The following is a 15,192-nucleotide window of genomic DNA, read 5'->3' on the forward strand; positions in this document are numbered from 1 at the left end:
CTAGTAGTGCTTCGTTACGTCGGGTGATCTTGCCTGCTCGTGGGTAGTTTGTGCGCATGAGGTTGGGGGAGGTGGAACGACTCCGGAGTGAGTTGGCGGAGTTCGTTGCCGATGTCTTTGGGTCCTTGCCGCGGCGGGATCAACGCCGGTGGGGCGAGTGTTATCTGCGGGGACTGATGCTCGACGGCCGGCGCAAGTCGATCCAGCCGATGGCCGATCGCCTGCCGGACGGCAACATGCAGGCTCTGCAGCAGTTTGTGAACCAGTCGCCGTGGGATCCGCTGCCGGTGCGGCAGCGGATCGCCGAGCGTCTGTGCGAGGTGATCCAGCCCGAGGTGTGGGTCGTCGACGACGTGTCGTTCCCCAAGTGCGGCACCGAGTCGGCGGGGGTGGCCCGACAGTACTGCGGAGCACTGGGCAAGCGGGCGAACTGCCAGGTCGCGGTCAGCGTGCACGCTGCCACCGACACCGCTTCATGCCCTTTGGAGTGGGAGTTGTTCCTGCCCGAGGAGTGGGCGCGCGATGACCGGCGGCGCCGGCGGGCCGGGGTCCCTGACGACGTCGGGCACGCCTCCAAGACCCGTCTGGCTTTGGGGTTGCTGGAGCGGCTGGCCGAGCAGGGGCTGGAAGTGCCGATGATCGTGGCGGATGCCGGCTACGGCCGCAGCGTCTCCTTCCGGCTCGCTCTGGAGGAGCGCGGCTGGTCCTATGTCGTGGCCGTTGACCCCAAGGAGGTCGCCCGGCCCGCGGCGGCTGAGCCTCATCAGCCCGTCTATGGCGGGCTGGGGCCGCCCACGCTGCCCCGCTACCGCGAGGCGGCCCGGCCCCTGCCCTGCCTTGTCGAGACCGGCACCCGGTTCGAGGAGGTCACCTGGCGGCAGGGCAGCAAAGGCGCGATGACCTCGTACTTCGCCGTGATCGAAGTACGGCCCTCGGGGAAGGAAGCCACCCGCACGGCTCAGGAGCAGGCCGGCGGACGCAGTCGTTGGGACGGGCTGCTGCCCTTGCGGACCATGCTCGTCGAGCAGCCCGCAGAAGCAGCCGAACCGACCGGCTACTGGATGACGAACCTGCCCCCGACTACTCCGGTCGCTGATCTGGTGCGGTGGGCGAAGACGCGCTGGAGGATCGAGCACGACTACCGCGAGCTCAAGCACGGCCTGGGCCTGGACCACTTCGAAGGCCGCACCTGGCGCGGCTGGCATCACCACGTCACCCTCGTCACCGCCGCCCAGGCCTTCCTCACCCTGCGACGGCTCGACCCAAAAGTCCGGATGCCAGCCTGAGCCTCTACCAGGTCCTCGATGCCCTTCAGGACCTGCTTCGGTGCTGGGCCGGCACCTGCACCACCTGCGGCCGAACCCTGCCGACCAGCAAAACCAGAACCAGAACCTAACGAAGCACTACTAGTCGGCGTGAAGTGCAGGTGGAAACGAGGGTGGGCCAGCAGTCACTTCTTGATGTCGGGCCTCTTGTAGGTCGCGTAGTTGTCCAGGATCCAGATGAACCTGCAGATCAGCTGGGACTTCCTTGTCCAGCTTGGTGAGGAACTCCTTGAACTCTGCTGCCCGGTGGCGGTGGTGGAGGGAGCCGATCACTTTGCCGGTGGCGACCTCGAGCGAGGCGAAGAGGGTGGTGGTGCCGGCTCGGATGTAGTCGTGGCTGCGGCGTTCGGGGGCGCCGGGCATCATCGGCAGGACCGGCTGGGACCTGTCCAGGGCCTGGATCTGTGACTCCTCGTCCGCACAGAGGACGAGTGCCTTCTCTGGCGGGTCGAGGTAGAGGCCGACGACGTCACGGACCTTGTCGATGAACAGAGGGTCCGTAGACAGGTTGAACGTCTGCGACCGGTGCGGCGCCAGGGCCAGATCCGCGAGACCGTCGACTGCGACATGCCCGCGGCCGCCGCCATCGACCTGGTCGACCAGTGGGTCGCGTTCCTCGGTGTCTCCTCGAACGTCTTGACGATGACCCGCTCGACGTCGGCATCGGTGATCTTCCGAGGGACACCAGGCCGCGGGTCGTCGCACAAGCCGTCCAGGCCCCGCTCGATGAAACGGCGCCGCCAGGCGCGGACCGTGTCCGGCACGATCCGCACCGGCGTGACACCTCCATGATCGAGTGGCCCTCAGCGCACTCCAGCACGATCCGCGACCGCTGGACCAAGCCTGGGCCGTCGTGCGGCGACGTAACCAGCCTTCCAGCACCGCCCGCTGGACATCAGTGACCGACAACGGCGGAATCTTCGGACCCGGACGACCCATGCCAGACCAACAATGAATCTCTGACTCAGGTCACTAGAAGTTCCTAACCAGCTCGACAAAGAGGCGCCCACTGACCTGTTTGATATCCCGAAGCACGGCGGCAGAGCCTGCCAGGCGCAGCCGGACACCAGCACGTAGATTTATCGCGGCGAACAGCGTCTCATCAGGCGTGTCCTGCGTCCCGCCACCCTGAGACCGCACCCTGGACGGTGGGATCAGCGGCTTCGCGATCTCCCATAGCCCGTCCGGAACAATCCAACTCCACCTACCCCGCCCCACGACGGCCTCAACGACCGCCTCACCACATAGGAAACAGTCTAAGACCCGCCGTTCGGCATAGACCTCCTCCGACAGCCTTGCCGGGTGGCTACTCTCCCGCGGATGGGTGGGAGGCCTTCGAGCATCGGGCCGAGCTGGCGCATGTCGTTGAAGATTCCGCCGGTTGAAGCTGCGATGAAACCTCCGGCACCACCACTTGGAACAGCTCGCACAACGCGTCCGGCACCAACCGTTCAAACGATCCCCGCCAAGGCCACAGCCTGTCCACGAAGCCCAAATGACATGACGTCTTAGACTGTGTCCTATGTGGTGAGGCGTTGTTGTTGTCGGTATGGGGCGGGGTAGGTGGAGTTGAATTGTTCCGGATGGGCTGTGGGAGATCGCGGAGCCGCTGATCCCACCGTCGAAGGTGCGGTTTCAGGGTGGTGGGACACCGGATACGCCTGATGAGACGTTGTTCGCGGTGATCATCTACGTGCTGGTCAGCGGGTGTGCCTGGCGGTCACTGCCGCCGTGCTTCGGGATATCGAAGTCGACGGCTCACCGCCGGTTCTTGATCTGGTCGAGGGCCGGCGTGTGGGGTCGGCTGCACGAGGGGATCCTGCACCGCCTCGACGACGCCGGCCTCCTCGTCTTGTCCCGCGTGGTCCTGGACTCTGCTCATGCTCGCGCTAAAAGGGGCGAACTCACAAGTCCGAGTCCCGTGGACCGAGGCAAGCCGGGCTCCAAGATGCACGTCCTGTCGGACGCGGCCGGACTGCCCCTCCTCGTCGGCGTCACCGCGGCCAACACCCACGACAGCCTCGCGCTGAAACCCATGATCACGGGCAACCAAACGAGACACGACCCCCACCGCGGCCGCCACTTCAAACCCCGGCGTCTGCACGCCGGCAAGGCCTACGACGTACCCGAGCTGCGGAAACGGTTACGCGGGAAGCGATCGGAGTCCGTATCGCACGCAAGGGCATCGAGCCATCGGAACGGCTCGAAGACGCCCGGTGGGTGATCGAGCCGACCATGTCCTGGCTCACCGGCTACCGCCGACTCAACCACCGCTACAAACGCCACCCCCGCAACTACCTGCCATTCCTCGGCCTCGCCGCAGCCCTCTGCTGCTACAAGCGCCACGTCCACCTCACCACATAGGACACGGTCTAAGTCGCTGCCGGCTCTAAGAAGAACGACCCGACGTTTTTGGCGCCAAGGAGCCAACATCAATAAATGATTGCGACATTTTAGCCGCGAGATTCAAGAAGTGAGCAAGGTGGGATTCGAACCCACACGCCTTAAAGGCTCCGGATTTTAAGTCCGTCGCGTCTGCCGTTCCGCCACTTGCCCTCCATTAGCAAGATACAGCATCTTCTGTCGCACGCTGTAGAGTACTTTTTGCTCAACAAGCAACCCGCCCAGGAGAGCGACACTTAATATCGAATAGGAAAGAATGCGACGACCGCGCCAATAACTCGACCAATTTCATGCAATTGCCACACATGGGACGATGGGCTCGAATTCAAAGATTCCCAAAATTTAAACCCTTAAGATCGGCGCGGAGTTCGTGCCGGCTTCCCACACCAAGCTTTCGATAAATTCGGTACAGATGATTATTTACCGTCCTTGCAGAAATGGTAAGCCGAGTAGCTATTTGCTTGTCGGTCAAGCCCTGCATTACCAAGGCGACCAATTCTCGTTCGCGCGAGGTCAATGGGCGGGTCGAACCCAACAACCATAAAGGAGGGGTAGAAGCGCCTTCGCACTTAGCTGCAAATTCACTGGCTCTCAGCCGCGCAGCCGTCGCAGCGCGTTCTTGACCGTCACGACCATAAAGAACCGAAAGCTCGGCATATGCCTCCGCTGCGTAGAGCTCAGCCCCGCTATTTGCAAATATCTCGGCCGACTTACGCAAGACTCTAAGGTCTTTCGTGACCAGAGCGCGGGAATAGTCTAGTTTGGCCTGCAAGTATTTACTTTGCACCTCAATATTCCAGAACTCCTCGCTAGCCGAGGCCACTCCCAAACGGCCCATCTCGTGGACAGCTGCAACCGCTTGTTCAGCAGCACCAAAACGTAAAGCCCTATCGATTCCTTTCAGCAGGCAGGATTTCATTGATAGGCTCTGACCGTCTAGGTAGAGTCTCCAGGCTTGTGCAACATACCAAGATATGTGCTCTCCGGTGCTTTCTTTATTGGGTAAGGGGAAGGGATCAATCTCCCCCACAGCAGCCTTGGCAATTACTAGTAGAACCCCCGCACGCTCATCCCACTGAGGCCAACCAACTCGATATGAGGGGCTAAAACTTAGTATCTCTTTCGCCTTCTGCGGACGGCCTTGCGCAAGGAGTAGACGGCCCAACTCCAGTCCATACTGGGCCTCTTCTCGGGAAGCACCTAACCTTGCCGCTGTTTCGTGAGATATTGTCAACTCTCGAACGGCATCGGATATATTGCCGCGCGTTTCCATAATTCGCCCGTGAAGCGGTTTGATGCTGTCGAAGTGAAACGTGTAGCTACTAAGTCCGAGCCGAGCCGAGTCGAATAGGTCGGAAGCATCAGAAGTTTTTCCTGCGTCTAAAAGTGATGCGCAAAGAAAGATAGAGGCTTCCACTCCTGATTCGCCAGACAGATCGCCTTCTTTCTCTTGCAAGTCAACAAAGGAGGATAATTTGCGCAGACTACTGGAAATGTCACCTTGTAAATATGAGGAGATTCCTGAGAAGAGTTCTCTGGAGGTGCAGGATTCTCCATCAAGAGCTTGCATAGCCCTACGATGTTCCCCTTTCAGCACCATCAAGCGAAAGGCGGCCTGGCGCAACAAGTCGCACTTGTCAGAAAATCTCTCATGAGCCTGAGTAAGTATCTGATTTGCTTCTTCAAATTCGGCCACCGCGACCAGGGTGAGGCAATATATGGCTGCATTCTCAGGAGAGGCATACAAATGCCAAAGTTTGCTAGCGAAGTGCGCGGCCAAATGAAGGTCGCGAATTTCATTAGCAGAATCTTTAGCCTTTAGAAGGTCTATTTCGCTAATCTCTAATCCAGCGTCAAGGGACCAAAGTGCTTTAGTGCTTCGGTCTCGGCTTGATAGGGTTGAGCACTCTGCTTCCATTTCCTCGACCAAACGTTGCAGCATGCGGCGGCGCTGAAAGAATGGCAAAGATTCTCTGATGAAGTGGCCGACGAGAGGCTGGGCGCATCGCACCAGCTGAGATCCGTGGGGCGCATCCCGAAGACGGCTTTCCTCTACCGCAATGAGGCCCGCTTTCTCGAGCTCATACAGGCTTTCTACAGACACTAATCGCGTTATTCGCGACAATCGCGCTGGTTCACTCAGCGCGACCCAATCCAGTGAGTTTCGTTGCATTTCGGACAGTTTTGAGGTGCGTTCTCGTATGGTTTCCGACAATAGTGCTGAGAAGGATACCGATGATGTGAGATTCCACCCTCTTGGAGATTCGCTGAACTGATTTGTCAAGAAGGCCGAATCTACAAGGCGAGAGAGTAACTGAGGCGTCCCGCCTGAAAGTGAAGCGAAAGTTATTGCCGCGCTCCGAGAGATCTGGTTCCCCGTCATTTCACTGACCATAATACGAGCAGAAATTTCATCCAAATTTTTGATATGGACTCTATGGAGATGCTCATCCTTCCACAGGTTTCTAAGCATGTACGGAGATTCGGAATCTACGGAAACCGTCAAAAGAACCCGAACATCTTCGTGCCGAACCGCATTATAAAGTCTGGCTGCCTCGAATGTCGATAATAGGTGAGCATCGTCGATATAAAGGAAAGTTTTAGACAACTGCCCCCTGCTCAGTTTAGACCGAATCGCTAGCGCATTTTGCAAAGTCGGAACCTTCGACCTGCTCACCATTGCGGTATCTGCGGCATGTTCTGTTGCGCAGCCGGCCAATACGCGAATTACCTGGTGCCCAGCATCTTCCAGTTTGCTGACGACCTCCTCACCTAGACGTGTTCTTCCGTTTCCGTCATTGGACGAGATAGCTACACCGGAGCGAGAATTAGCGCGCATAAGGCGCACTGTTTGAGATAATTCCCTGCCTCGACCGATAAAGCGGGGGACACACTTTCCGCCAAAATTCTCCGTGCGGTTCAATCTGATCTCTTTCGAATCAGTCGGCTATTCCAGAAATTTAATACTGGTGGTACTTTGGGTCGCAGTTCCTCTGAAGATATTTACGACAATGGGGCGCGCATTGCCGTAAATAGGCTGCTCTGCTCGAAGTGGACAAGCTTGAGGAATCTCTACTCCATCCGTTCGCACCGCCCGAAAAAGCGTAATATGTAGCAAAATTAGAGATGGATTATTCGGGTAACGCGGGCGTGAGGGATCGCTTGCGGCGCTGCTCTGCCATCTCGGATCCTCCGTCGATTGACCGGCTCTTCGCTTAGACCGTATCGACGTTAATAACCCTCGGCGGGGACTGCCGTGGGTAGACACCCGCACCCCTGCTCAAGCAGCACTTTTCCCGATCACCAGGAAACCCTCCGGTCGAGCCGGGTGCGCCCATGTCCGGTAGAGAACACCATTGATCACGATTCGGTAGTCGGCCCACCGACCCCTCGGGTTTCCGGTCTTCGGTAGCAGCGGGACCATCCGCTCTCACCGATTATCCGTCAGCTCATGCAGACGCACCGTTCTGACTTCCGCCCGGAACACCGGAACACCGGTAGATACACCGCGGAAAGAGCCATCAAACACTGTCTAGCGCAGCCTCCATCGAACTGAAAGATTACCGGTGTAACTTATGTGATTACAGGCTGAAGCATTTGGGAAGCGTCGTTTGCAGGACTGTTCTCTCGTGCATTGCGGAACTGGTGAACGTGCTTAGCGAGCTTGTGCATGGTTGGCGGTGACGCGTCGAAGGGTGCGGGTCGGCCTCGGTGGTCACTGTGGCTGGCGGGCCCCGCGGGTGGTGGTCTGCTCATGTGAGAGCAGGCTGGTGATGGCTTAGATGTGTTGTCCCGGGACGTTGGTGACACGGGTGCTGGGTTCTTGAAATGGGTGAGGGCCTCCGGGTTCGGTGTGGATTGCGACATCGGCACCGAGTTCAGGAGGCCCTCGTGGTCCACCGTAATGCCCCGCTGACCGAGACCGGACGACTGCGTCTGGCGCGTTGTGTCGTGGACGACGGCTGGCCGCTACGGCGGACTGCCGAGGGAACCACCGTTCCACCAGGTTCAGCCAGGACGCGCTGGTCGGGGTGAAGTGCAGGTGGAACCGGGGGTGGGCCAGCAGCCAGCGTTTGATGTCCGGCGTTTTGTGGGTCGTGTAGTGGTCCAGGATCAGGTGCACGTTTAGGTCTTCGGGGACCTCCCGGTCGAGCTTGGTCAGGAACTTCTTGAACTCCGCTGCCCGGTGGCGGCGGTGGAGGGATCCGATCACTTTGCCGGTGGCGACCTTAGGGCGGCGAGGAGCGTGGTGGTGCCGGCCCGGACGTAGTCGTGGCTGCGCCGTTCAGAGTGCCGGGCACCACCGGCAGGACCGGCTGGGACCGGTCGGGGGCCTGGATCTGCGACTTCTCGTCCACGCAGAGGACCAAGGCCTTCTCCGGCGGGTCGAGATAGAGACCGACGACATCGCGGACCTTGTCGATGGACAGCGGGTCGGTGGACAGCTTGAACGTCTGCGACCGGTGCGGCGCCAGCGCGAACGCCCGCCAGACCCTCGACACCGTCGACTGGGACATCCCCGTGACCCCGCCATCGACCGGGTCGACCAGTGCGTCGCGTTACTCGGCGTCTCCTCCAGCGTCCTGACGATGACCCGCTCGACATCGGCGTCGGTGATCTTCCTCGGGACGCCCGGCCGCGGCTCGTCACACAGACCGTCCAGACCCTGTACGAAAAAACGACAACGACAGGTGCGGACCGTATCCGGAGCGATCCCAAGCCGCCGTGACACCCCCATACTCGACTGGTTCCCGGCGCACCCCAGCACGATCCGCGACCTCTGGGCCAGAGCCTGAGCCGTCGAACGACGACGTAACCAGCCCTCCAACACCGCCCGCTAGGCGCCACTCACCGACAACGGCGGAATCTTCGAAACCAGAACGACTCATGCCCGACTAGGCCGTGTTTTAGGTCGGGGTTCCGGTTCACGCCTCATGCCGTGATGATCATCGTGTGGGGCGTGGGGATCTTTCTGATGAGCAGTGGTCTGTGCTGGAGTCGTTGCTGCCTGCGGCTGGTGTGAGCCGCAGGTCGCCTTCCCGGCGGCGGTTGGTGGACGGTGTGCGGTGGCGGGTGCGGACCGGTGTCCCGTGGCGTGACCTGCCGTGTGAGTACGGGCCCTGGCAGACCGTTTACGGGCTGTTCCGCAGGTGGCAGCGCCAGGGTGTGTGGGGGCGGCTGCTGACGTTGTTGCAGGCGAGGGCGGATGCGGCTGGGCTGATCGCTTGGGAGGTCAACGTCGACTCCACCATTTGCCGGGCCCACCAGCATGCGGCTGGTGCCCGCCGTAACGGCGCTGGGCAGAAGGAGCCGCCCGGCGGAGTCGGCAATCAGCCGGACGATCACGGGCTGGGCAGGTCCCGGGGCGGGTTCACCACGAAGATCCATCTGGCGTGCGAGCAGGGCCAGAAGCCGCTGTCGCTGCTGGTCACGGCTGGCCAGCGGGGCGACAGCCCGCAGTTCGAGCCGGTCCTCGAAGCCATCCGCGTGCCCAAGCCCGGCGGTGGGCGCCCCCGGCGCAAACCCTTGCGGGTGCGGGGAGACAAGGCGTATTCCTCGCGCGCCAACCGTGCCTACCTGCGCAGACGCGGGATCCGGTGCACGATCCCGGAGCCGGCCGACCAGGTCCGAAATCGCAAGCGCCGCGGCCGTGATGGTGGCCGCCCGCCGGCCTTCGACCGGCAGGACTACAAAGCGCGTCACGCGGTGGAGTGCGGGATCAGCCGCCTCAAGCAGCACCGGGCTGTCGCGACCAGATACGACAAGCTCGCTGTGCGTTTCGAGGCTGCCGTTCACATCGCGGCGATCAGCCAGTGGCTGTGAACCACCGGCCGGCCGCCGGGCCGTGCCATCCTGACCACCGGGAACGAGTAGCACACGCAAGGGGAGGGCCCGTGGCCGCCGACTACTACTGCGCCGACAGCGAGAACGGCGACCACATCGACGACCCGTCCGAGGACGCACTGTTCATGCTCATCGGCGATCTGAACGGCACGGACAACACCTTCGTCGTGATCCAGCCCGACGAGGACGACCCGGTTTGGTTCGCTTCCGTCTCCGTGCTGGACGAGGGCGGCTACGAGATCGTCCGCCGCGACACGAGCACCCGCGAGCACGACGTCACCGTTGAGACCGGCAGCGACCGGATCGCGGGCGACCTCACCAAGTGGCTGGCCGCCCGCGCTTCCTAAAACACGGCCTAGGTGTATTGATCACGAGCGTTGTTGACACTTGGCTGGTCTTGAACATGGCGAAGACCTCCGGTGTGGTGGGAGCTGTCTAGGAACTCACCGCACGGAGGTCTTCGTGTCCCACCGTAATGCCCGGTTGACCGTGTTCGGTAGGCGGCTACTGGTCGAACGGGTCGTCTCCGGCCGTCCCGTCGCCCACGTCGCTGCCGAGATGGGCATCTCACGGGCCACTGCCCATAAGTGGATACGCCGGTGGAGGACCGAGGGCGAGGCGGGCCTTCACGACCGGTCCAGCCGGCCCCGCACTACGCCGCACCGGACGCCGGCCGACATCGAGGCGAGGGTCTGTGAACTGCGTCGGGCACGCAAACTGGGCCCCGCAAGGATCGGCCCGGTCCTGGGATTGCCGGCCTCGACCGTCCACCGGATCCTGACCCGGCACGGTCTCAGCCGGCTGGCCTGGTTCGACCGTCCCACCGGCACAGTGATCCGCCGCTACGAACGCGAGCGGCCCGGCGAGCTCGTCCACGTGGACGTGAAGAAACTCGGCCGGATCCCCGAGGGCGGCGGCCACCGTGCCCTGGGCCGCGAGGCCGGCCGCAGAACCAAGTCCGGCGTGGGCTTCGACTACGTTCACTCCGCCGTCGACGACCACTCCCGGCTCGCCTACAGCGAGATCCACGGCGACGAGAAGGTCGCGACCTGCGCGGGCTTCCTCGCCCGCGCGGCCGCGTTCTTCCACAGTCAGGGCATCACCCGCATCGAACGGGTCCTGACGGACAATGCCTGGGCCTACCGCAAGGGCCTGGCCTGGCAGGCCGTGCTTGCGCCCTCTACATGATCACGGTCACCCGCATGGCCTGGGAACCACGCACACGCGCCTACGTCGCCCGCAGGACAGCCGAAGGCAAGACGAAGACCGAGATCATCCGCTGTCTGAAACGGCACATCGCACGCGAGATCTACCGGCTGCCCGTCCCCCGCATCCCAGCCCAGCCGCCGTCCCAACAGGACCTGGCAACCGCAGCCTGACCGTCCTTGACAGCTATTAAGAGCATCAGCAAAGTCGAACGCTTCCACCGCACCCTGCCCGACGAACGGGCCTACCTACGGCCCTACACCTCCAACGACGAGCGAACCAGGGCCCTGGCAGACTTCCTCCACACCTACAACCACCACCGCAGCCACACCGCACTCGGCGGACATCCACCCATCAGCCGAATCAACAACGCTGCGGGTCAATACACCTAGGGTCTGTATTGGGTCGTGATCGGTTTGTCGGATCTGCCCTCGCTGCGGGGGTGGATCCGGTAGTCCGGTGCGTGTGACGCGTGCGCAACTGACGGACGATGAGTGGGGATTCATCGAGCCGTATCTGCCGATTGGTGAGTACGGCCCGTATCCCGAGCGGCTGCGGGAGCAGTTCGAGGGCGTGATCTGGAAGTTTCGTTCGGGAGCGCAGTGGCGGGAGATGGCGGAGCGGTTCGGTGCCTGGTCCACGGTGCACAACAGGTTCAGGCAGTGGCGGGACGGCGGGGTCTTTGAGGGACTGCTGGAAGGCGTGATCGCCGAGGCGGCTGGGCGGGGCAGGGCTGACATGTCGCTGGTCAGCGTGGACTCCACGACGGTCCGCGCCCATCACGACGCGGCCGGGATGCGCTTAGAGAAGGAGGTTCTGGACGCTCTGGAGAAGGCCGCCCTCGAGGCGGAGGCGGCCCGGCAAAAAAAGGGGCGACACGGCGGAACAAGACGGACACGGCAACGCCGGGGATCCCGGCCGGGCCGAGCGACGGCGCGTCCGGCGACGGCGCAAGCTCCGTCTGAAAGCAGCTCTGCTCGGGCGATCGCGAGGCGGGCAGACCAGCAAAATCCACCTGGCTGCCGACCGCCGCTGCCGGCCTCTGGCCCTGACCTGACCGCGGGGCAGGCCGCGGACAGCCCCCAGTTCATCCCCGTGCTCAAGAAGGTGCGGGTCCGCGGGCCCGCCGGACGTCCGCGCACCCGGCCCGGCGCGGTCGCCGGGGACAAGGCCTACTCGTCCCGCGACAACCGCTCCTACCTGTGCAAACGCGGGATCAAGGCAGTCATCCCGGAGAAGAAGGACCAGGCCGCCAACCGGAAGAACAAAGGCCGCAGGGGCGGCCGGCCAGTCACCCACGACACCGACCTCTACAAGGAACGCAACACCGTCGAGCGCCTGATCAACAAGCTGAAGGCCTGGCGAGGCATCGCCACACGCTACGACAAGAACCCCGCAGCTACCTCGCAGGCCTCCACCTCCGTGCCGCCATGATCTGGATCAAAGACCTCACCCGGACCGACCTTTGATCACGACCCAATACGCGCCCTAACAGCGAACCTCTGACTCAGGTCAGTAAGGTAAGAGCTGTCCCATAAGTGATCTTGCCCTGCGATGATCTCGACCGTGCCACGCATGATCACGGCGTCTGAGCCGTGCTGGATAGCCCCATTCACTGGTGTGGCTCCGCGCCAGTTCAACCGGGTGGTGCGTGCCCTACAGCGAGAAGGCGCCGACGTCGCTCGGCAAGGCCGGCCATGGGGGATTCCGCTGGAGGACCGGGTGCTCCTGGTCGCTGCATACTGGCGCACCAATCTGACACGGCGGCCGCTCGCACTGCTCTTCGGTGTCTCGAAGTCCGCGGCTGGCCGCATCGTCAGGCGTGGCGGGCCTCTTCTCGCGTTCCGGCCCTGGAAGCGGTTCCACAAGGACACCGTGCTCATCGTGGACGGCACTCTGGTTCCCACCCGCGACCACGCGGTGGCGGAGCGGTCCAAGAACTATCGGTACTCGACGAATCACCAGGTCGTCATCGACGCAGACACCCAACTGGTGGTCGTGGTCGGCCGGCCACTGCCGGGCAACCTCAACGACTGCAGGGCATGGGAGCTATCGAGGCGAAGGCCGCCGTCGGGAACACCGCAGTGATCGCCGACGGAGGCTATCGAGATACCGGGCTCGTCATCCCACACCGCGGCGACCCTGGGCAGGGCGAAATGCCTGCCTGGAAGGAAGAGCACAACACCTCTCACCGCACGATCCGCGCTCGGGTCGAGCATGCCTTCGCCCGGATGAGGACCTGGAAGATCCTGCGCGACTGCCGCCTCAAAGGCGATGGCGTGCACCACGCGATGCTCGGCATCACCCATCTGCACAACCTTGCGCGCCGCGACTGACCGCACCCGGCCCGAAGTACTGTCCGTTCAGGATTCGGCGGGCAGGAGCTGGACCAGGCCGACCCAGTTCTCCTCGTCCACCTTGGTCTGTGTGGCGCGGCCCCTCCAGCGGCCGGCGGGCAGTGGGACCGACGCCTCAGCGGGCATCCCCCCTTCGGGGTACTCGACACCCAAGTCGGAACCTGCTTCGGCGGAGTCCATGAGCACCGCCGGACCGTCCGAGGCCCAGGTGCCGCACTCCTCCCACACCGTGGCCGGGTCCGCGAGGACAGAGTCCGCCGCGACTCTCAGTCCGGCCTCGGAGTCGGCGGCGAGCCACTGCAGGAACGTTCGGTGCTGGGGCAGATAGCAGCTGGTCGCCGGCTCGTCCGCCAGGGCCAGTGTCTGCGCACCGTTCTCGTCGATGGGGATCACACCGGCCAGATCGTCCACCGCGCAGGCACGGTCGTAGTCGTCTGGGGCGGTGGCATCTCCCGCCATAAGGCCACTCTCCGTACACCCGCCCCAGGAGGTCAGAGCGAAAACGGGGACGACGATCAGAGGGCCGCCCATCGACTCCACCCAGACAAGGAAGGGGCCAGAGGCATCATCTGCAGCGGATGAAGAGGTGATCATGCAAGTCAGTGTGCCCTCGTCCGCTGACAACGTCCCCGCACTCATCGGAGCCCAGCACGGGGACGGCTCAGCGCCTATGGCAACCAGCAGTTACGGGACAGCCTTTAGCCAACCACGCCGATTTAATCTAACTCAGTAGAATACCACCCGCTTGACTGGACTCCCGACCTCACCCTGCAATGATCAGGTAATGGAGCAGAATGTACTCATCCGCACGACAGGTCAGGGACAAACCATGTACCAATAAGCCAGACTTCCAGCTAATGCGAGACCGGGCCTTAAAACCTCTGGAGAGGTAAGCGCACCCACTTCGACGTACAGAAAACTAGCGCGGCAATCTTCAGCTGACCTGCCAAATGTAAACCCAGATGAAAGCAACAGAACCAATGATGGTTTCCTACAGCAGCAAGGCCGAGGCACTGCAAACGGCGGTCATGTTTATTGCCGGAGCGATGCCCGTGGCCGCCATACCAATACACGTGACCGGTGTCGCCCCCATATCGCGTGAAGCGGTCTTCATTGTACTGCCCCTAGCCGCTGTATCTGCCCTACTGGCGTTTTGCCGCACACGGGCATCCTTCTGGGCCGTCCACGGATTCCTGGGCGGCCTATTGGCGGTGGCATTCTATGAATTAATCCGATTCCCGTTCATCGCCTTCGGGGTCTGGTCAGATTTCATTCCTCATTTGGGTGGGATGATTATCGGGGATGAGGGTGATACGAACGCGCTTATTGGCTACATCTGGCGGTGGGTGGGAGACGGTGGCGGCATCGGGATGTCCTTCTTCCTTACGTGCGGAATCTTAAGTAGGACGAGATACCGCACCCTTTTAAATCGTCCAGTCCTTCTGTCGATTGGTTACGCAGTATTTATCTGGACAGGGCTGCTCGCCACCGTCGGGCTGACTTCCCGCGGAGAGGAGATGCTTTTCTCCCTCACGCCGGCTTCATTTACGCTCAGCATGGTCGGCCATCTCGTTTATGGTGCAACACTAGGCTTCTATTTGCGGCGCGCCATCATACGCTCGGCTGAGCCGACTTCCCGCGTTTCGCTTGCAATAATCCACCCGTCTTCTAAATACGCACGCTGCGTGACTGTCGACCTTGAACGCAATCTGATTAAACAAGATCGCATTATGGCAGATATTGTGCAACTGCAGCACCGGCTAACTGAACTGCAGAAGGATCAGCTGCTGCTTGTGGATCTGCGCCAGGCGCTGCGCACTTCAATTTCGGCGAACTTAACGAATGATCCGCTTTTCGCGGACTCGCGCGTTTTAATGCAAGAACACTGAGCTTTTTTACGTTGTAGCTCTGGGGTGAGGATTGCTTTGGTGATTGGGTCATGCGGGTTGGGCTGATGGGGGATCTGCGGAGGATCCGCCAGGACTTCAGGCGGGGGTGGCGCCGTGTTCGACGGGTGCCCGTGTGGTGGCCAAGGCACGGTTGAGGTCTTCTCGGTG

At 62.0% G+C, this 15,192-nt stretch carries 7 protein-coding genes, 1 tRNA gene and 7 pseudogenes; 9 read left to right on the forward strand and 6 right to left on the reverse strand.

Annotation, left to right across the window (positions count from 1 at the left end; all coding sequences use genetic code 11):
* Positions 1-56 precede the first annotated feature (56 nt).
* Positions 57-1,286 carry an IS701 family transposase gene (locus AC2RP6_RS00605; protein ID WP_486444353.1) on the forward strand — a complete coding sequence of 410 codons (1,230 nt, stop codon included), beginning with the start codon at positions 57-59 and terminating at the stop codon, positions 1,284-1,286.
* 167 nt (positions 1,287-1,453) lie between these two features.
* On the opposite strand, the pseudogene AC2RP6_RS00610 reads toward AC2RP6_RS00605, so the two are convergent.
* Positions 1,454-2,038 (reverse strand): annotated as a pseudogene (locus AC2RP6_RS00610) (IS630 family transposase); the annotation flags it as partial.
* A gap of 273 nt (positions 2,039-2,311) precedes the next feature.
* Positions 2,312-2,543: pseudogene (locus tag AC2RP6_RS00615) on the reverse strand (transposase); the annotation flags it as partial.
* Between the two features lie 355 nt (positions 2,544-2,898).
* Between AC2RP6_RS00615 and AC2RP6_RS00620 the strand changes: the two are divergent.
* A protein-coding gene (locus AC2RP6_RS00620; RefSeq protein ID WP_486444607.1) for an IS5 family transposase occupies positions 2,899-3,689 on the forward strand; the annotation gives its coding sequence in 2 pieces (ribosomal slippage) (positions 2,899-3,484 and positions 3,484-3,689; 792 coding nt in all).
* Between the two features lie 110 nt (positions 3,690-3,799).
* On the opposite strand, the gene AC2RP6_RS00625 is transcribed toward AC2RP6_RS00620, so the two are convergent.
* A tRNA-Leu gene (locus AC2RP6_RS00625) sits at positions 3,800-3,881 on the reverse strand.
* Positions 3,882-4,053: 172 nt separating this feature from the next.
* On the reverse strand, positions 4,054-6,651 hold the full coding sequence (locus AC2RP6_RS00630) for a helix-turn-helix domain-containing protein (RefSeq protein WP_486444354.1): 2,598 nt from the start codon (positions 6,649-6,651) through the stop codon (positions 4,054-4,056).
* Between the two features lie 968 nt (positions 6,652-7,619).
* On the opposite strand from AC2RP6_RS00630, the pseudogene AC2RP6_RS00635 reads away from it, so the two are divergent.
* Positions 7,620-7,757, forward strand: a pseudogene (locus AC2RP6_RS00635) (IS481 family transposase); the annotation flags it as partial.
* On the opposite strand, the pseudogene AC2RP6_RS00640 reads toward AC2RP6_RS00635, so the two are convergent.
* Positions 7,717-8,559 (reverse strand): annotated as a pseudogene (locus AC2RP6_RS00640) (IS630 family transposase); the annotation flags it as partial. The pseudogenes AC2RP6_RS00635 and AC2RP6_RS00640 sit on opposite strands and share 41 nt — an antisense overlap.
* Before the next feature lie 122 nt (positions 8,560-8,681).
* Between AC2RP6_RS00640 and AC2RP6_RS00645 the strand changes: the two are divergent.
* The 5 genes and pseudogenes from AC2RP6_RS00645 to AC2RP6_RS00665 all read left to right on the forward strand — a co-directional run bounded on the left by AC2RP6_RS00645 (position 8,682) and on the right by AC2RP6_RS00665 (position 13,114).
* Positions 8,682-9,551, forward strand: coding sequence for an IS5 family transposase (locus AC2RP6_RS00645; RefSeq protein ID WP_486444355.1), 870 nt, complete (start codon positions 8,682-8,684; stop codon positions 9,549-9,551).
* A 71-nt stretch (positions 9,552-9,622) separates the two neighbouring features.
* Complete coding sequence (locus AC2RP6_RS00650; RefSeq protein WP_486444356.1) at positions 9,623-9,919, forward strand: hypothetical protein; 297 nt, start codon at positions 9,623-9,625, stop codon at positions 9,917-9,919.
* A gap of 115 nt (positions 9,920-10,034) precedes the next feature.
* A pseudogene (locus AC2RP6_RS00655) lies at positions 10,035-11,170 on the forward strand (IS481 family transposase).
* Between the two features lie 73 nt (positions 11,171-11,243).
* Positions 11,244-12,247: pseudogene (locus AC2RP6_RS00660) on the forward strand (IS5 family transposase).
* Positions 12,248-12,353: 106 nt separating this feature from the next.
* Positions 12,354-13,114 (forward strand): annotated as a pseudogene (locus AC2RP6_RS00665) (transposase).
* 27 nt (positions 13,115-13,141) lie between these two features.
* On the opposite strand, the gene AC2RP6_RS00670 reads toward AC2RP6_RS00665, so the two are convergent.
* On the reverse strand, positions 13,142-13,729 hold the full coding sequence (locus AC2RP6_RS00670) for an Imm21 family immunity protein (protein WP_486444357.1): 588 nt from the start codon (positions 13,727-13,729) through the stop codon (positions 13,142-13,144).
* 368 nt (positions 13,730-14,097) lie between these two features.
* Between AC2RP6_RS00670 and AC2RP6_RS00675 the strand changes: the two genes are divergently transcribed.
* Positions 14,098-15,024: a hypothetical protein gene (locus AC2RP6_RS00675; RefSeq protein ID WP_486444358.1), complete on the forward strand. Its 927-nt coding sequence runs from the start codon at positions 14,098-14,100 to the stop codon at positions 15,022-15,024.
* The last annotated feature ends 168 nt before the right edge of the window (positions 15,025-15,192 follow it).

The organism is Streptomyces sp. WAC03905 (assembly GCF_057371075.1).

What these genes read in the sequence shown, in the direction of transcription:
- AC2RP6_RS00675 (WP_486444358.1), top strand. Translation starts at nt 14,098, where the DNA reads ATGAAAGCAACAGAACCAATGATGGTTTCCTACAGCAGCAAGGCCGAG.
- AC2RP6_RS00670 (WP_486444357.1), bottom strand. Translation starts at nt 13,729, where the DNA reads ATGATCACCTCTTCATCCGCTGCAGATGATGCCTCTGGCCCCTTCCTT.
- AC2RP6_RS00605 (WP_486444353.1), top strand. Translation starts at nt 57, where the DNA reads ATGAGGTTGGGGGAGGTGGAACGACTCCGGAGTGAGTTGGCGGAGTTC.